Below are 15,859 nucleotides of genomic sequence, written 5' to 3'. Positions count from 1 at the left end.
AAACTTGCATAGAAATTTGCGCAAATCAAGAGGCGTTCTTATCCCAGCCGGGCGGGAATTCCATCCTCCCACAACCCACGCTCTGTTAAAACCCAAGGCACAGGACAGTCATGAGGCTCCAAAGGGATATCCTCCCGGATCAGCTTCTCCCGGCATACCAATACAGCGCCGCCGCGGTAGCGGGCGAGAAAGCGATCGTAAAAACCGCCGCCTTGTCCCAGGCGATGCCCACCGTGGCTGCAGCTCAGACACGGCAGCACCGCGAAATCCACTGCATCTGCGTCCACCAGGGGTGCGTCGGCGGAAGGCTCTAGGATGCCATAGGCCCCAGGAACCAGCTGATCCAATGCGGTGATTTGCCGCAGCTCCATCAGGCCGTCTCCCACACACAGGGGGACGCACAGCCGTTTTCTGCTGGAGAGGGCGTCTTTCAAGACGGCCGTGGTGTCGATCTCCCGATCCGTGCCTACAAAGCAAAATACCGTCACCGCAGCCTGGTATTCCGGCATAGCTAACAGGTGTCTTGCAATGCCGGCGCTGCTTTGCGCCTTATAGGCAGCGGGCAGCTCCCGCTCCAGCGCGCGGATCATGCGTCGCATCTGCTTTTTTTCCTCAGATTTTGTCATGGAAAAGGGTCCTCCTCTTTTTCCGGCTGCGCAGCGCCAAAGACAATAGCGCCGCCGCCATATTTTTTTCGGATGTGTTCCATAGCACCCTCCAGTTTCTCCTGCTTTTCCCGTTTCGGGGCAGCAGCGAAGAGATCTGTCTGTTCATAGGCCTCTCCCTCGGGAATCAGGTGGAGAGCAGTGACGGTGATTGCCCGAATAGGGGCGGGGGGACTCCAGAGCTGATCCACCAGTTCCATGGCAGTTCCGGTCAAATCCCGGATAAGATGGGTGGGAGAGGACAGCTGACATTGGCGGGAGCGGTCATGAAACTGGGGGTCTCGGACAGTCACCTGCAGTCCGCCGGCATACAACCCATGGCGCCGCAGGCGTGTGGCCACGGAATCAGCCAGCACGGCAATGCCTGCCTGCACCTGAATCCGTGTCGTCAGATTTTGAGAAAATGTGGTGCCGTTGCCGACAGACTTGGCCGGCTCGGCATCGAAGCGGGAGCGAACGGGAGAGCGGTCCAGGCCATTGGCGTAGGCATGGAGCTGCAGGCCCATTTTGCCAAGAAGCGTCTCCAGCGTATCCGGGCGGCAGGCAGCCAGCTGGCCGATGGTCTCCACGCCATACGGTTTGAGAAGCTTTTTGGCGACGCCGCCCACGTACAAAAGGTCTCCCACCGGCAGCGGCCATACGAGCTGCTGCCAATTTTCACGGGAGATCACAGTGGTGGCGTCAGGCTTGCGGTAATCGCTTCCAAGTTTGGCAAAGACCTTGTTGAAGCTAATGCCTACGGAGAGTGTCAGCCCCAGTTCCCGCCGGACACGTGCACGCAGGGAGTCCGCAAAAGCTTTGGCATCTCCGCCAAAGAGGTGCAGGGTATGGGTCATATCCAGCCAGCTTTCGTCAATGCCAAAGGGCTCCACTAAATCGGTATACTCATCATAGATGGCGTTGACCTTTTGAGAGTATTCCCGATACAGTCCATGGTGGGGTGGCAGCAGGACAAGGTCGGGACACTTCTTTTTTGCCTGCCAGATGGTTTCGGCCGTCTGCACGCCAAACCGCTTTGCTGGCTCGTTTTTAGCCAGGATAATCCCATGGCGGGAGGAGGGATCGCCGGAGACGGCCATAGGGACATCCCGCAGGTCCGGATGGGAGAGCAGCTCTACAGAGGCATAAAAGCCGTTCAAATCACAGTGTAGAATGACCGGGTCCAGAGAACCACCTCCCTTTTGTATATGTATATCAGTGTACCACACTCCGTCCAGCTTGAAAAGAGTCGGAAAACAAAGGCATCTTTCAGCGTACATCAGATCCATAACCCTACTTGAAAAGGCCCTGGCGATGTGGCATGATAGAAGGGCACCGTCAGCATATAGGAGGCAAGGGGGCCCATGATAGAAATTAAGCAAATCCAAAGACGGGATTATCAGAAGGCACAGAGCTTTGCTGTGGAAGGCATGCACCTGAATTGGTATTTGGATCAGACGTGGGCGCTTGCCCTTTACAGCAAATATGTTTGGTACATGGAGCTGAACCGCGCAACAAGAGCTTATAGTGCGTATGTAGATGGGGAGTTTGCCGGTGTGCTGCTTGCGGATATGAAGGGAGAGACGAAGCGGTACCGCAGTATCTGGCGCTCCATTTTGGTGAAGAGCTTTGAGATCCTACAGTGGATTGCTGCGGGAAATGGCGTTGGTGCGTATGATCATGCCAACCGGGAGATGCTTTCCGCCTTTTGCAAAAACCATCATCCGGATGGAGAGATTGTTTTTTTAGCCGCTGATCCTGCATGTAAGATGAAGGGTGTGGGGAGTGCGCTGTTGTCGGCACTGGAAGCGGAGGTGCATGGCAAACAGATTTATCTTTACACAGACAACGCCTGCACATATCAATTCTATGAGCGAAGAGGCTTTGAAAAATCAGAAGAACGAGAGATTCTCATAGATCTGGGCCATAAAAAGATTCCGCTGACCTGCTTCCTCTACAGCAAAACCGTCTGACAGCATTTTGTATTGCATAGCAGGCCGCTGATTGGTTCGTGCTGCTTAACTTCCAAAGGAATGCCGGCTGAAAGCCGTTCATCAAAGAAGCGGGGACGCCACGCGTCCCCGCTTCTTTGATAAGTTTAAAGAATGCCCATCAGCACCAGGGCCAGAGTCACAAAAGTAGCCAGAAGAGCCAGAGAAAATAGAACAAAGCCCGCATTCACCTTGCTTCCGCCCTGCGGAATTGTCTGGGACTCCGGTACCAAATGTGCCTTCCGCAGAGCGGTGACAACAGGTTTATAGAGGACTAGGATCAAAGCCATGTTCAATCCGCCCTTGACCAGATTAAAGGGGAGGAAGATGGGGACCAGCATATCGGCGATATCCGAGCGGGAGAAGCCAGTCATGTACAACGGCGTAATCAAATAATTCCACAGCACCATCACGGCGGTGAGGACGACCACGGCCAAGCTCAGACCGACGACGGCGCCCCGCTTGGTATGCATTTTCTTGTACACAAAGGAAGCAGTGCAGCAGAAGGAGACGGTGGCCAGCACATTCATGATGCAGCCGATCGGACCGGTATCACTGACGGTAAACATTTCTACCACAGCCACCACAATGGAGATGATGGCGGCGGCCAGAGGCCCGAACACAAAGCCGCCAATACAGATGACGGTATCCTTGACATCCAGCTGCAGAAAACCGGAGACCTGAGGCAGCAGCTTGCTGAGGTACATCATCACATAGGCGATGGCTGTCAGCATGGCCAAAGAGGTGAGAGTCTTGACCTGGGTGCGCTGACGGACGGAGGGGATGGCATTGGTGTTGGGTTCAGACATAAAAATACACTCCTTTTGTTATTTGAAAACACCCTGGATGCTTTGGCTTCTCCAAGGTGAACAAACAACAAAGGAGCGCGTATCAAAACGCGCGGCTTTGCCGCAATCATCTTCTTCCATCCAGACTATACTGTTGGTCCCGGAGTTTCACCAGGTCAGCGGCTGATAACCCATCAGCCGGTCGCGGACTTTACCGCCAGTGGGGACTTGCACCCCGCCCTGAAGACAAAGATTCAGTTGTTTTCTGGTTGTAGTATACGACGGCCAAACATAAAATGCAAGCCCGAATTTTAGAAATTTTCTTTACAAATACGAACGGATGTTCTATACTGTCAAGGGGAAGGAGGGATGACGGATGCCGGCTAGGCAGGAGTCCTGCTGTTTTACCGGGCACCGCCCCGGCAAGCTGCCCTGGGGCTGCCACGAGCAAGATCCCAGGTGCCTACATTTAAAAAAGCGTATTGCCGATGCGGTGGAGACCGCTTACGAGCAAGGGTTCCGGCATTTCCTCTGCGGCATGGCACAGGGCTGTGACCTCTATTTTTGCGAGTGCGTACTGGAGCTGCGGGAGCGGCTTCCAGGCGTCACAGTGGAAGCGGCCATCCCATGTCCCACCCAGGCGAACGCCTGGCCTCCGGATCAGCGGGCGCGCTACCAGGCTTTGGTGGCGCGGTGTGACTATGAAACGCTGGTGTCTGCCAGATATACGCCGTCCTGCATGCAGCGCAGGGACCGGTATATGGTGGACCACGCCTCCCTGCTCATCGCCGCCTTTGACGGTTCTGCCGGCGGAACCCGGTATACAGTGGAGTACGCTATGCGGCAAAAAATCAGCATTGTGGATCTTCCAATCTTGTAAAAAGCCGCAGAGCATGATACACTGGCGTCTGGCAAAGACAGACAGGAGGACCATACTGTGAAAAAAATACTGCCCCTGTTGCTGGGACTGACGCTGCTCTCCGGCTGTGCCCAGCCAATGCAGGAACCGGAGAGAGCAAAATTGCAAATTGTGACCACCGTATTTCCAGCCTATGATTTTGCCAGGGCTGTAGCTGGGGACTTGGCGGATGTGACGCTGCTGCTTCCGCCGGGGATGGAGAGCCACTCCTATGAGCCAACACCCGCGGACATTCTGGCGGTGCAGGAGTGCGATCTGTTCATCTGCCTTGGCGGTGAGAGTGACGCCTGGGTGGATACGATTCTCTCCGCTGTGGAGCCGCAGGGGGAGACACTGCGGATGACCCAGTGCGTGGAGCTTCTGGAAGAGACAACCGTGGAGGGGATGCAGGAGACTCCAGGCCACGACCATGAGGGCCATGATCACAGTGATGGTTATGGCCTGGGAGAGGTGATGGAGATGGATGAGCATGTCTGGACCTCACCCCGCAATGCCAGCTCCATTACCATGGCCATTTCGGATGTGCTGGTGGAGCTGGATGCAGCTAACGCCGAGACCTATCAGGAGAACGCAGGAAGCTACGCCGGGGAGCTGGAGGCGCTGGATTTGGAATTCCAGGAGCTTTTTGCAAGCATTGACCAGCCGGTGCTGGTTTTTGGAGACCGCTTCCCCTTACGGTACTTTGTAGAGCGGTACGGCGTGGAGTATTATGCGGCTTTCCCGGGTTGCTCCACGCAGACTGAGCCCTCGGCGGCCACCATCGCCTTTTTAACGGAGAAGGTGGAGTCAGAGCAGATCGGGACGGTATGGTATATTGAGTTTTCCAATCACCTGGTGGCGGACAGTATTGCTGAAGCCACCGGAGCCGGGACTTCCCTCTTCCATACCTGCCATAACGTCACCCAGGCGGAAATGGATGGCGGCGCCACCTACCTCACCCTGATGGAGGGCAACCTGGAACGCCTGCGGACAGCGTTCACCGAAAGGTGAGTTTTTACAACCAGCAAAAGCTGGCTTTTGGCCGAAAAAGGAACAACGGCCCCACGCGGCAGCGCCGCGTGGGGCCTTCATGTACATCTGAGGGTTATAGCTTTTGCCGGAGTCTGCGCCGGAGCCGGAACAGCGTACGAGAGGCATACTGGTCATTGTGCACTAGAAGCTCATACGACTCCATCATGCCGAGAGCATAGACAAACCCCAGAAGGCCCGCTGCCCATCCGAGAAAGATCAGCACGTGGAGGGCGCTCCAGGGAACGACGCCACGGGCTGTGTACGCCAGAGCCAGGACGCCCAATACGAACAAGATGGTAGAGGGCACAGCGATGACGGTGTATTTTCGCTTTCGGACACGGTATTCCTCTGTCAGCTCCCGGAGATACGCATAGTCGAACAATAATGGCTCCCTCTTCAAAACCCGATAGGACTCCTGCTCCGTGAACATGGCCAGCACCACCAGAATAACGCCTAACACCACGAAAAAAGCCATGCCAAACAGCCGCAGTTCCGGGATATCTCGCAGCAGGACATAGGGCACACCCGTTATGGCCCAGCAGAAAAAGCCAGCGCCAAGATACCGGCATACCTGCCGGGTGTTGGCGAGAAAACCCGCCGCCATCTCCCGGCTCACATAGTAGCCGGCTTCGGCTGATCTGGCCGTCTGCTCATCCTTTAAAAGAAAATCCGTGGATACCCCCAAAATACTGGACAGGCGCAATAGCTTCTCCGTCTCCGGAAAGCCCTGATTGGTCTCCCACTTGCTGACTGCCTGCCGCGTGGCGCCCAGCTGCTCTGCCAGGGCCTCCTGGGAGAGTCCCCGTTCTTTTCTGAGCTGATAGATCTTATCACCCAAAGTCATGTGCATTCCTCCTGAGAATTGGATAGGCCCATGCTACCAGAAGAGAGTGGGATATTCCATACCACAGAGCGGGCAAATTGTCAACCTGGGGTTGCAGGTGCGCGGCAGGTCAGATAGCTCGAAGCTTTTCCGCCGCGAGAGCCGCCTGCTTGGCAGTGGGCGTCCAGTTGAAGTCGATCTGCAGGATGCGGTCCGGCCAGCAGACCAGATATCGGTCGCAGGGTTCTCCGGCCCGGTAGAGCTGATAGACCGACTGAGCGTCCCAGGCAGGGAAGTCCGTTAAGCGGTATTCATCCCAGTACTCCGGGGGCATCTGGTCATTGTGCCGGGCGGCCCGGGAGAGGAAACTGTCTCTGCACAGGCTGTAAAAGAGAGGGAGCTTGACGAGAATGATCTGGTAGTCCAGCTCCGGTATTGGTTCCGGGACGTCCAGCCGAGCATGCTGAGTGGCCTCCAGATTGGCCAGCAAAACAGAGGAATCATCTCGCCACTCATAGGAGTAGGAATCAGATGCGTCTATGTCTATCAGGTCCTCCACTGTTAGGGGGAGAGGGTCGCGGTAAACGTCCCAGGTCAACCCATGGAAGGTATACGTATCCGCACCCTGGTGCTCACCGAACCAGCCGTGGTCGATCATGCGGAAGATGCCATAGCCCATTAGCACCAGGGAGAGGCTAGAGAGCACCACGGCAGAGACCAGTGTGACGGTGCGGTTGGTCCGGGCAGATACCTTCCTCCGCTTTAAAAAACGGGTGAGCAGGTTGACGAGGGCCACAAGGATCATCACATGAAGGAGGCCTGCCAGGGCAAGTGCCAGCGTCCGCCCGGAATCCAGCGCCGAGGCCAGCAGCCAGACGACCAGGGCCATGAGCACTACCACCAGCATCACCGCCTGCAGGCGCCGGTGGCTGCGGGTGGGGGTAAAGCTGCCGTCCCGCATCGCGGCGGCTTTGGCCCTGCGGTGCCAGAGAAAGTAGCCGCCCACCTCTAACAGGCTCAGCGCCAGTACAATTGTCCAGCAAAAAGCAGTAAACAGATTGGAGTTGCTGCTCAAAAGTCCAATGGGGTCTGTTATAAGCCGCCAGCCCAGCAGCCCGGCCCACAGCAGCGACACCGCCATCAGAGCGAAGTGGGAGGGAAGGAAGCTGCGTTTCATAGCCCGGTGGATATTGTCCACCTGGATCGCCGCGTCTGTCTCTATAGGCAGGGGATTCTCCGCCTCCGTGCGGAAGATCTGCATTTGGGCGGCGTCAGACACTAGCTCCCATCCGGCTTGAGCACAATAGTCCTGAAAAATCTGCTTGTCCTCACTGGGACCCGGTTCATAGGCAGAGGCCTTCGGGAAATAGGTGACGGCATAGCGGACGCGCCGTGCCTCGCACCGCCGGTAGACCCAGCCGAAACCGGTGGTTTTTTCCAGCATCCAGCCTTGGACGGCCATCTCCTCCAAGTGCCGTTCCATACCGGTGTGGTCATACATGGAAAACAGGGGCAGTTCCCGTTTGGTATTCCTCATGGCTGATTCCCTCCTTGCTGCGTACAACGCTCATAGTCCGCTGCCAAAGCCAGCAGGCGGCGGTATTCTTCTTTTAAAGCCTGTTCGCCACTTTGCGTGATCAGATAGCTGCGCCGACGGCCTTCCACACGGGTCTCCCGGATCATTCCTGCCTGTAAAAAGCTCTCCAGCAGGTTATAGAGTGTTCCGGGACCCACCGTGACTCGCTCCCGAGTCAGCGCAGACACCTGGGCCATGATATCCGCGCCGCACTGTTCCTGCCGTAGACAGAGGAGAATATAAAACATCTGTTCCGTCAGCGTCTGAAATTTTTCTCGTGCCACACCGGTCCTCCTCTCAAATCATCGAATATCGATATTCTAATTGCAGTATAATATCGAATATCGAGCATGTCAAGTGCTTTTCTGGGGATCTGCGGCAGGATTCCCCACTGAAGCGCTTGCTTTTTGATCCGGGCTGTGGTAACATCAAGCCGTGTATTCTATTGGAAAGAGGGAGACACTATGACATATACATTTCACCCCAGAGGCGTCTGCGCCCAGGCCATGCGGGTCGAGGTGGACGATCAGGGAATGATTCAGAAACTGGAAGTTGTCGGCGGCTGCAGCGGCAATCTGCAAGGCATCGCGGCCCTGGTGCGGGGCATGCCTGCGGAGGAGGCCATCCAGCGGCTCAAGGGCATTCGGTGCGGCTTTAAGGACACCTCCTGCCCGGATCAGCTGGCTAGAAATCTGGAGAGCGCCATGCACAAGCAGTAAGGAGACAGCATGAAGATCGTATTGGTCATCGATCAGTTTGACGATGCTAACAATGGAACGACCATCAGCGCCCGCAGATTTGCCCAGGCCTTGAGAGACCACGGCAACGAGGTGCGGGTGATTGCCACCGGTAAGCCGGCGGACTATAAGTATGCCGTGAGGCAGATGCGCTTTTTCCCCATTGTGGAGCATTTGATCACCAGCCAGGGGATGCGGCTGGCGATTCCGAACCGGCATGTGTTTGAAAAGGCGGCGGCCTGGGCGGATGTGGTGCATTTCATGATGCCCTCTCCCCTGGCTGTCATGGGACTCAAGCATGTGGAAAAGCTTGGAATCCCCCACACGGCAGCCTTTCACTGCCAGCCGGAGAACATTACCTTTACCCTGCACCTGGGCAACAGCCAGCGAGCGAATGACTTTGTATACAACCGCTTCCGGGACAGCTTTTTCAACCGCTTTACCCACATCCACTGCCCCAGCAATATGATTGCGGAGCAGCTCCGCCAGCATGGTTATACTGCACAGCTCCATGTGATCTCCAATGGCATCAGTCCTGAGTATTTCTATGGAAAGCAGCCAAAGGAGACTTGGATGCAGGGATTTTTCAATGTGCTGATGGTGGGACGCTATGCCGGCGAGAAGCGGCAGGACGAGCTGATTGCAGCCTGCACGAAGTGCCGCCACGCCAAAGAGATTCAGGTGATCTTGGCTGGCAGGGGACCGCTGGAGAAAAAATACCGCCGTCTGGCGGAGAAGCTGCCCAATCCAATCGTCATGAGTTTTTACGAGCCCGCACGTCTTTTGGAAATTCTGCACATGGCGGATCTATACGTTCACACCTCCGACGCGGAAATCGAAGCCATGAGCTGTATGGAGGCATTTGCCTGCGGCCTGGTGCCTGTGATCGCGGATTCTCCCCGGTCTGCCACCCCGCAGTTTGCCCTGGATGAACGGAGCCTGTTCCCGGCCGGGGATACGGATGTTCTGGCGGAGCGGATTGACTGGTGGCTGGAGCATCCGGAGGAGCGCCGGGAGATGGAACTGCGCTACGCCGAGCACGCCAAGCAGTATACGTTGGAGCACTCCATTCAGCAGACGGAGGAGATGTTCCGCATGGCGATCCGGGAGCAGAGAGGGTAATGAAGCGTTCCGGCGCTAAAAACCATATTCATATGAGCAGCCCCGCTGCCGGAGACACCGGCGGCGGGGTGTTTGCATAGTATGAGATGAATCCACCTGCCGGCGGGCCGCCGGCAACGAGGAGGGAACCCAACATGGCTTATTCCGACCGAGAATTGCTGGCCCGTCTGATCCAATGTGAGGCGGGCGGCGAGGGAGAGATTGGGATGAAGGCGGTGGCGGGGGTTGTCATGAACCGGGTCAACGCCACGGGCGGCGAGTACGCCCGGGTGGGTCAGGGAAGCATCCGCAACATCATCTTTCAGCCCTATCAATTTGTGTGCGCCAGTGAGACGGAAAATGGCGTATATAATCCTCAAAATATCTACAATATGCGGCCCGAACAGATTCACTATGACATTGCCGACTGGGCGATCGCGGGAAACCGGATACCAGAGGTGGCGGATTCGCTGTGGTTCTACAACCCCTTCGGCCCCACCTGCCGCTCCAGGTTTCCATCAGACGTGGGGTACTGGCAGACCCGGATCGGCGACCATTGCTTCTATAACCCCACAGATGCTTATTACAAAACTTGAGAGGTGTCATTATGGCAAATATTCGGAATAACATCGGGACACCGGCACCGGCCGGCCCCGGTGAGAGCGCACAGGCGGTTCGGGAACGCTGGGCCGGAGAGATCGGGCCGGCGGCACCTATGCCAGATACAACGTGGAACGAAGCATGGGCGGGTCTGCAGGATGCCCCACCCATGGGACCGCAGCAGGGAGGAGCCTTTGTCAGCCGAAACGGGCAGATGACCTCGATCAATGGACTGGAAATGCAAAACAATGTGCCCAGTGAGGTAATCACCAGCCCCACCACCGTAAACGAGGCATATATCGGCTCTCTAAAGGCCATGCTGATCCGCAATAAGGGGAACTACATTGTGGCTACATTTTTGATCGGTGTTCAAAATACCGTCTCCTGGGAAGGCATTCTGTACGACGTGGGCAATGACTATGTGACGATTTACCAGGAACCGCGAGACCGCTACATTGTGTGTGATATTTACTCCCTAAAGTACATGGAGTTTTATGATATCCGGCGGCGGGAGCTATGCAACCAGCTGCTTAGCCAGCAGGGACAAAATCAATGGTAAAAACGGGAGGCTTTTAGCCTCCCGTTTTTTTGCTAAGAATCAATGCCTGCGGCGGCCCCGGTAGGAGCTTCGGTTCCGACGGCCAACGCTACGGCCATAACGGTAGCGCCGGCGCCCAAGGAAGAGCTTCCACACCACCAGGAAGATCAGCAGGAGAAGGAGCACAACTCCCACAATCCGCACAACCGGTTTGCTGAAAAAGTCCTGGATATCCCGAAGAAGCGTTTGAATCCGGCTGGCCTCCACATCAAAGCTGGCCAACAGATCCACAGTGGCATAGGTGATCCCGTCATAGCTGAGGGTGAGAGTTCCCAGTTTTTGTCCGGCTGCTACCGGCGCCTCCACCACCTCCTGCAGCTCCACGCTCCGCTCCAAGTCCTCCGGAGAGAGGGTCTTGGGCATGAGCACCTCGGTGTCCTGAGCGGGGTGGACGGTCACATGATCCATCTCCGAGAGCTCCACGGGGACCTCCTGAATCTCCTCGGACTCCAAAATCGCGGTCTGATAAGAGAAATTGTCAAACCCATAGTCAAACATCCGGGAGGTCTCGGAAAAACTGCGGATATTGCCTACGCCATGTTCCTCCACCCGCTCTGCGCCTAAGATCACACTGATGAAATGGAGGCTTCCGTGCATGGCGGAGGAGACCAGACAGTGGCCAGCGTCGTCTGTGGAGCCGGTCTTGATGCCGTGGGCGCGGGTGTCTCGATAACCGATGACCCGCCATGTGGAGAGCAGATGGTTCGTGGTCCAGTAATCCCGCTCCTCGCTCATATTCGTGGCGGGAATTACCACATGGGCGGTGTCGCAGATGGTCATAAATCCGTCATACTGCATGGCTGCAGCGGTGATTAGATACAGGTCCCAGGCAGAGGTATAGTGCTGAGGGTCGTGGAGACCGTTGGGGTTGACAAAGTGTGTATTCTCACAGCCCAGCTCCTTCGCCTTGGCATTCATGGCATCCACAAAGGCGCTAACCGAACCGCTGACAGCCTCGGCCAGGATGTTGCACGCCTCATTGGCAGAGACCACCAGCATACAGTACAGCAGATTCTGCACAGACATGGTTTCGCCAACTTGGATGCCGGCCGTACTGCCATCGTCAGCCAGCCCCATCAGGGCGCTGCTGGAGGCAGTGAGCATCTGGTCCATAGAGAGTTTTCCGTCCTCTATCGCCTCAAACACCAGCAATGCGGTCATAATTTTAGTCAAACTGGCGGGATAGAGCTCTTCATGCTCATTTTTGGCATAGATGGGGAGGCCGGTGTTGGCATCCACCAGCAGCGCGGCCTTGGCCAGGATATTGGGGTCCTCCGGCAGGACAGGGGAATCCGCATCTGCGGCAGCCAGGGGTGCCAGATGCAAGCTGATCATCACGGCAAAAAAAAGCGACAAAAAGCGTTTGATTTTCATACTCAACTCCTGCGATTTATGTTATAATCATCCGTAGCGGCATTTTCTAAAGGGCGGCAGCTTCAGCCGTCGGTCCAGACACAGCAGAGCCTGCCGCAATTTCAAAGGCGTAAAAGCTCTTTCTCTTGACCGGAGGGCCGCGCAAAGAACGCAGCCTGCCCCGCAGTCATGTATGGGTAGAGTGCCCAAAGCCATTAATATCATAAAAGGTGACTGGAACCCCTTTGAAGGGCGCAGATCACTTCAACAGGTCACCGATGGCATCCCTGGCGACGCCGAGCCAGGAGTAACCGGAAGTCTCCGACAAAAATCGTGGATCTCCGACCTGTAGTATATCAAAAAAAAGACAGGAGTTCAACAGGGAGCATGTTTGGAAAAGTGACGAAAACGGAATGGTGTTTACTGGGTCTGACAGGGATCTTTCTCTGTGGGCTTTTGGCGCTTTCCCAGCATGACCGGAGAGAGATGGAAGATGGCGGTGTGGAAACAGATCTGGCGGCGGCGCAGGAGGCGTTCATGCCGGATGTGCGCCCGTTGGATTTGAACACCGCAACAGCGGAGGAACTGATGGCGCTGCCGGGAATCGGGGAGGAGCTGTCTAGGAGGATTCTGGAATACCGCGAGACCCACGGCCCCTTTGCCGCGGTAGAGGAGCTGATGGAGGTCTCCGGCATTGGCGAGGCAAAGCTCGCGGCCCTGGAGGGCCGCGTTACGGTAAACGGGGAGTAAGACTGATGAAGATTCTGGTAGTAGATGATGAAAAGACCCTGGTGAAGGGAATCAAGTTCAATTTGGAAAACGAGGGCTATGAGGTGGAGTGCGCCTATGACGGCGCCGCCGCTGTAGAGCTGGCCCGAAATAACCGGTTTGACCTTTTAATTTTGGATGTGATGATGCCGGAGGTGGACGGACTGGAGGCCTGCATGCGGATTCGGGAGTTCTCCAACGTGCCCATCATTATGCTGACGGCAAAGAGCGAGGACGCGGACAAGCTGATGGGATTTGAGTGCGGGGCGGACGACTACCTGACCAAGCCCTTTAACATCCTGGAGCTCAAGGCGCGGGTGCGGGCACTACTGCGGCGGGCAGCCGGGGTTCAGCGCCAGCAGGGAAGCGTACTGACAGCTGGGGACCTGTCCTTGAACACGGAGGAACGGGTTGCCATCCGGGGCGGGAAGACTGTGGACCTGACCGCCAAGGAATACGATCTTATTGAACTCTTGATGCGCAATCCCCGGCGGGTCTACAGTCGGGAGAATCTGATGAACGTGGTGTGGGGCTATACCTATGCCGGGGATTACCGAACGGTGGATGTCCATATCCGCCGCCTGCGGGAAAAGCTGGAGCAGGACCCGGCAGAGCCGGAACACATCATGACCAAATGGGGGGTGGGGTATTATTTCAAAGGATAGGCAGAGGGTATGGAACAGCCTGGGAGTTAAGTTCGGCCTGAGCTACATCGTTTTGATGGCGGCGGTGCTGGTGCTGCTGAATACCTATCCTCTGCTGGTGTCCCAGGACCTGGTATTCTACTCCAAGGAGGTGTCGCTGCAAAGCAGCGTCTCTGTGATGGGGTACTCCCTCTCAGGCCTGGACCGGTTGACGGAGGAGAATGTGGCGGCAGCCATCGCGGTGGTGGAAGAGACCGGGCTGAGCCGTATCCTAGTAACGGACGGAGCCGGTCTAGTCCTCTATGACACGCGAGAGACCGGCGGTGCGGTGGGACAATATGTTCTTTACACAGAGATTGTCCAGGCATTGCTGGGCAACGACGCGTTTTCCTGTACCTATGAGGGAGGGGCCTTCCGCAGTCGGGCCTCCTCTCCGGTGCTGTACCAAAACCAGATCATTGGCGCGGTGTACGCCTATGAGTACGACACAGAGCAGGCGGCGCTGCTGGAGGGCCTTCAGGAGAACCTGCTGCGGCTGTCGGCGGTGGTGGGGGTGGTGGCGCTGGTGCTCAGCGGCATCATCTCCCGTGCCCTGACCAAAAAGCTGGGCCAGCTGCTGACAGCCATCCGCCAGGTGCGGGAGGGAGCTTACAGCCACCGCACGGAGATTCGCGGCGGCGACGAGATTGCCCAGCTGGGGGAGGAGTTCAACAGCCTGACCGACCGTCTCCAGGTGACGGAAAATGCCCGCAGGCGTTTTGTATCCGACGCCTCCCATGAGTTGAAAACGCCCCTGGCGGCCATTCGCCTACTGACGGATTCTATTCTGCAAACCGAAAACATTGACCGGGAGACCACCCGGGAGTTTGTTGCAGATATTGGGTCTGAGGCGGAGCGACTGACCCGCATTACCGAGGACCTGCTGCGCCTGACCCGGCTGGACAGCGGAATTTTGGAGCAGGCGGCCGTAGAGGATGTCCTGCCGGTATTGGAGCAGGTGATGCGGATGATGAGCCTGGTGGCGCAGGAAAAGGGCGTAGACCTGACCTACGAGGCTGCGGAGGGATGCGCTGTCCGAAGTACCCGGGACGAACTGTATCAGGTGATTTATAACCTGACGGACAACGCTCTGAAATATTCTGCCGGAGCTGCCGTCCAGGTGTCGCTTCGCAAGTGCGGAGGGCAAGTGGTTCTAACTGTCGCGGATCGGGGACCGGGGATTCCGGAGGAGGACCTTCCGCGGATTTTCGAGCGGTTCTACCGGGTGGACAAGGCGCGCTCCCGGGCGGCCGGAGGCACGGGCCTGGGACTTTCCATCGTCAGCGATACCGTGCGCCGCCAGGGCGGCACAGTGGAGGCCGCCAACCGGCCTGGCGGCGGAGCGGTGTTCACCGTTCGCTGGAGCGCGGAGGAGGGGGAGGCATGAGAAAGCGAATCGCGGCGCTGCTGTGTGTTTTGCTGCTTCTCTCCGGCTGCAGCGGCGGGGCGGAACCGTCAGACGGGTATGTTTTGTATTTTCAAGAACGAGACCTGCGTTCCGCTGCGGGTGAAGGAGCCCTTCGGACAGAGAGCGTACAGCTGGAGCCGACGGAGGCTCCGGCCCGTGCCCTTCTGGAGGCGCTGCTGGCGGGGCCGACGGACGAGACGCTGAAAAATGCGATTCCGGCAGGCACCTCCCTGCTGTCCCTGGAGCTGAAGGGGAGCCGGGCGGTTGTAGACTTGTCCTCCGCTTATGGCATGCTCTCCGGAGTGGAGCTGACGTTAGCGGATCAGGCGATCACGCTGACGCTCACCCAGCTGCCGGATATCCTGTCGGTACAGATTACAGTCCGCGGACAGGAGCTGGCCTATCGCAGCAAGCAGGTGTTCACGGCCAGGGATGTGCTGGTAGCCCCGGAGGGAGACGTGGTTGGCACAGCGGAGGTAACGCTCTATTTTCCGGATGAGTCGGGAGTCTTGCAGCCGGAGGAGCGGACGTTGGAGCTCTATGAGGGGGACACACAGGTGAGTGCCGTGGCGCGGGCGCTGGAAAATGGTCCCCTGGACAGTGATTTGGCGCCTGCGTTTCCCGAGGGGTTCCGTCCCAGAAGTGTTTGGCTGGAGGAAGACATTTGCTATGTCAATCTATCCTCTGGCTTGCTGGGAGATTTGCCGGAAGACGCGGCGCTGGACATGGCGCTGGAGGCATTGACCAGGTCGCTGTGTGCGCTGGAGAACGTCAGCGAGACGAGATTTCTGGTGGACGGAGAATATGCGTCCTGCTACGGGCCTGTTGCTTTGGAGGTACCGGAGAAGTGAGAATCTGA

General features: G+C 57.0%; 18 protein-coding genes and 1 riboswitch. Of the genes, 11 read left to right on the top strand and 7 right to left on the bottom strand.

Features of this window, described 5'->3' with window-relative positions:
• Positions 1–38 precede the first annotated feature (38 nt).
• Together KJS55_RS01885 and dinB are read right to left on the bottom strand one after the other, a co-directional pair.
• Complete coding sequence (locus KJS55_RS01885) at positions 39–626, bottom strand: 5-formyltetrahydrofolate cyclo-ligase (RefSeq protein WP_213542578.1); 588 nt, start codon at positions 624–626, stop codon at positions 39–41.
• Positions 623–1,831, bottom strand: coding sequence for a DNA polymerase IV (gene dinB, locus KJS55_RS01880; protein ID WP_213543635.1), 1,209 nt, complete (start codon positions 1,829–1,831; stop codon positions 623–625). Before dinB ends, KJS55_RS01885 begins: the two co-directional genes overlap by 4 nt.
• A gap of 177 nt (positions 1,832–2,008) precedes the next feature.
• Between dinB and KJS55_RS01875 the strand changes: the two genes are divergently transcribed.
• Positions 2,009–2,617: a GNAT family N-acetyltransferase gene (locus tag KJS55_RS01875; RefSeq protein WP_213542577.1), complete on the top strand. Its 609-nt coding sequence runs from the start codon at positions 2,009–2,011 to the stop codon at positions 2,615–2,617.
• Between the two features lie 125 nt (positions 2,618–2,742).
• Here KJS55_RS01875 and KJS55_RS01870 read toward each other — a convergent pair whose 3' ends face one another.
• Positions 2,743–3,444 carry an ECF transporter S component gene (locus KJS55_RS01870; protein ID WP_187031148.1) on the bottom strand — a complete coding sequence of 234 codons (702 nt, stop codon included), beginning with the start codon at positions 3,442–3,444 and terminating at the stop codon, positions 2,743–2,745.
• 104 nt (positions 3,445–3,548) lie between these two features.
• Positions 3,549–3,675, bottom strand: a riboswitch (FMN riboswitch).
• 124 nt (positions 3,676–3,799) lie between these two features.
• On the opposite strand from KJS55_RS01870, the gene KJS55_RS01865 reads away from it, so the two are divergent.
• Positions 3,800–4,303, top strand: coding sequence for an SLOG family protein (locus tag KJS55_RS01865; protein ID WP_187031150.1), 504 nt, complete (start codon positions 3,800–3,802; stop codon positions 4,301–4,303).
• A 57-nt stretch (positions 4,304–4,360) separates the two neighbouring features.
• The gene (locus KJS55_RS01860) at positions 4,361–5,332 is read left to right on the top strand and encodes a metal ABC transporter substrate-binding protein (protein WP_228300432.1); all 972 of its coding nucleotides are present in this window, start codon (positions 4,361–4,363) and stop codon (positions 5,330–5,332) included.
• A gap of 94 nt (positions 5,333–5,426) precedes the next feature.
• Here KJS55_RS01860 and KJS55_RS01855 read toward each other — a convergent pair whose 3' ends face one another.
• From KJS55_RS01855 to KJS55_RS01845, 3 genes are all read right to left on the bottom strand, one after another.
• Positions 5,427–6,197 carry a helix-turn-helix domain-containing protein gene (locus tag KJS55_RS01855; RefSeq protein WP_213542576.1) on the bottom strand — a complete coding sequence of 257 codons (771 nt, stop codon included), beginning with the start codon at positions 6,195–6,197 and terminating at the stop codon, positions 5,427–5,429.
• Positions 6,198–6,306: 109 nt separating this feature from the next.
• The gene (locus KJS55_RS01850) at positions 6,307–7,713 is read right to left on the bottom strand and encodes a DUF2812 domain-containing protein (protein ID WP_213542575.1); all 1,407 of its coding nucleotides are present in this window, start codon (positions 7,711–7,713) and stop codon (positions 6,307–6,309) included.
• Positions 7,710–8,036: a PadR family transcriptional regulator gene (locus tag KJS55_RS01845; protein ID WP_187031157.1), complete on the bottom strand. Its 327-nt coding sequence runs from the start codon at positions 8,034–8,036 to the stop codon at positions 7,710–7,712. Before KJS55_RS01845 ends, KJS55_RS01850 begins: the two co-directional genes overlap by 4 nt.
• A 180-nt stretch (positions 8,037–8,216) precedes the next feature.
• On the opposite strand from KJS55_RS01845, the gene KJS55_RS01840 reads away from it, so the two are divergent.
• The 4 genes from KJS55_RS01840 to KJS55_RS01825 all read left to right on the top strand — a co-directional run bounded on the left by KJS55_RS01840 (position 8,217) and on the right by KJS55_RS01825 (position 10,749).
• Entirely contained in the window at positions 8,217–8,471 is a 255-nt protein-coding gene (locus KJS55_RS01840; protein WP_187031159.1) for a TIGR03905 family TSCPD domain-containing protein, read from the top strand.
• Between the two features lie 9 nt (positions 8,472–8,480).
• Positions 8,481–9,611 carry a glycosyltransferase gene (locus tag KJS55_RS01835; RefSeq protein WP_187031161.1) on the top strand — a complete coding sequence of 377 codons (1,131 nt, stop codon included), beginning with the start codon at positions 8,481–8,483 and terminating at the stop codon, positions 9,609–9,611.
• 134 nt (positions 9,612–9,745) lie between these two features.
• The gene (locus KJS55_RS01830) at positions 9,746–10,186 is read left to right on the top strand and encodes a cell wall hydrolase (protein ID WP_187031163.1); all 441 of its coding nucleotides are present in this window, start codon (positions 9,746–9,748) and stop codon (positions 10,184–10,186) included.
• 11 nt (positions 10,187–10,197) lie between these two features.
• On the top strand, positions 10,198–10,749 hold the full coding sequence (locus KJS55_RS01825) for a hypothetical protein (protein WP_213542574.1): 552 nt from the start codon (positions 10,198–10,200) through the stop codon (positions 10,747–10,749).
• Between the two features lie 39 nt (positions 10,750–10,788).
• On the opposite strand, the gene KJS55_RS01820 is transcribed toward KJS55_RS01825, so the two are convergent.
• A complete protein-coding gene (locus tag KJS55_RS01820; RefSeq protein ID WP_213542573.1) occupies positions 10,789–12,162 on the bottom strand; it encodes a D-alanyl-D-alanine carboxypeptidase family protein in 1,374 nt (457 codons plus the stop codon).
• A 366-nt stretch (positions 12,163–12,528) separates the two neighbouring features.
• Here KJS55_RS01820 and KJS55_RS01815 point away from each other — a divergent pair, with 366 nt between their 5' ends.
• The 4 genes from KJS55_RS01815 to KJS55_RS01800 are packed head-to-tail and all read left to right on the top strand — an operon-like array spanning position 12,529 to position 15,851.
• A complete protein-coding gene (locus tag KJS55_RS01815) occupies positions 12,529–12,891 on the top strand; it encodes a ComEA family DNA-binding protein (RefSeq protein WP_213542572.1) in 363 nt (120 codons plus the stop codon).
• A 5-nt stretch (positions 12,892–12,896) separates the two neighbouring features.
• On the top strand, positions 12,897–13,574 hold the full coding sequence (locus tag KJS55_RS01810; RefSeq protein ID WP_187031169.1) for a response regulator transcription factor: 678 nt from the start codon (positions 12,897–12,899) through the stop codon (positions 13,572–13,574).
• Positions 13,575–13,629: 55 nt separating this feature from the next.
• Positions 13,630–14,979, top strand: coding sequence for a sensor histidine kinase (locus KJS55_RS01805; protein ID WP_228300557.1), 1,350 nt, complete (start codon positions 13,630–13,632; stop codon positions 14,977–14,979).
• Positions 14,976–15,851: a GerMN domain-containing protein gene (locus tag KJS55_RS01800; RefSeq protein WP_187031171.1), complete on the top strand. Its 876-nt coding sequence runs from the start codon at positions 14,976–14,978 to the stop codon at positions 15,849–15,851. The genes KJS55_RS01805 and KJS55_RS01800 overlap by 4 nt, the downstream gene beginning before the upstream one ends.
• The last annotated feature ends 8 nt before the right edge of the window (positions 15,852–15,859 follow it).

Source organism: Pusillibacter faecalis, assembly GCF_018408705.1.
In the GTDB taxonomy this organism is placed as follows: domain Bacteria; phylum Bacillota; class Clostridia; order Oscillospirales; family Oscillospiraceae; genus Oscillibacter; species Oscillibacter faecalis.
This window is presented reverse-complemented; position numbering and strand designations above follow the sequence as displayed.

What these genes read in the sequence shown, in the direction of transcription:
- KJS55_RS01885 (WP_213542578.1), bottom strand. Translation starts at nt 626, where the DNA reads ATGACAAAATCTGAGGAAAAAAAGCAGATGCGACGCATGATCCGCGCG.
- KJS55_RS01875 (WP_213542577.1), top strand. Translation starts at nt 2,009, where the DNA reads ATGATAGAAATTAAGCAAATCCAAAGACGGGATTATCAGAAGGCACAG.
- KJS55_RS01870 (WP_187031148.1), bottom strand. Translation starts at nt 3,444, where the DNA reads ATGTCTGAACCCAACACCAATGCCATCCCCTCCGTCCGTCAGCGCACC.
- KJS55_RS01865 (WP_187031150.1), top strand. Translation starts at nt 3,800, where the DNA reads ATGCCGGCTAGGCAGGAGTCCTGCTGTTTTACCGGGCACCGCCCCGGC.
- KJS55_RS01855 (WP_213542576.1), bottom strand. Translation starts at nt 6,197, where the DNA reads ATGACTTTGGGTGATAAGATCTATCAGCTCAGAAAAGAACGGGGACTC.
- KJS55_RS01850 (WP_213542575.1), bottom strand. Translation starts at nt 7,713, where the DNA reads ATGAGGAATACCAAACGGGAACTGCCCCTGTTTTCCATGTATGACCAC.
- KJS55_RS01840 (WP_187031159.1), top strand. Translation starts at nt 8,217, where the DNA reads ATGACATATACATTTCACCCCAGAGGCGTCTGCGCCCAGGCCATGCGG.
- KJS55_RS01835 (WP_187031161.1), top strand. Translation starts at nt 8,481, where the DNA reads ATGAAGATCGTATTGGTCATCGATCAGTTTGACGATGCTAACAATGGA.
- KJS55_RS01830 (WP_187031163.1), top strand. Translation starts at nt 9,746, where the DNA reads ATGGCTTATTCCGACCGAGAATTGCTGGCCCGTCTGATCCAATGTGAG.
- KJS55_RS01825 (WP_213542574.1), top strand. Translation starts at nt 10,198, where the DNA reads ATGGCAAATATTCGGAATAACATCGGGACACCGGCACCGGCCGGCCCC.
- KJS55_RS01820 (WP_213542573.1), bottom strand. Translation starts at nt 12,162, where the DNA reads ATGAAAATCAAACGCTTTTTGTCGCTTTTTTTTGCCGTGATGATCAGC.
- KJS55_RS01815 (WP_213542572.1), top strand. Translation starts at nt 12,529, where the DNA reads ATGTTTGGAAAAGTGACGAAAACGGAATGGTGTTTACTGGGTCTGACA.
- KJS55_RS01810 (WP_187031169.1), top strand. Translation starts at nt 12,897, where the DNA reads ATGAAGATTCTGGTAGTAGATGATGAAAAGACCCTGGTGAAGGGAATC.
- KJS55_RS01805 (WP_228300557.1), top strand. Translation starts at nt 13,630, where the DNA reads ATGGCGGCGGTGCTGGTGCTGCTGAATACCTATCCTCTGCTGGTGTCC.
- KJS55_RS01800 (WP_187031171.1), top strand. Translation starts at nt 14,976, where the DNA reads ATGAGAAAGCGAATCGCGGCGCTGCTGTGTGTTTTGCTGCTTCTCTCC.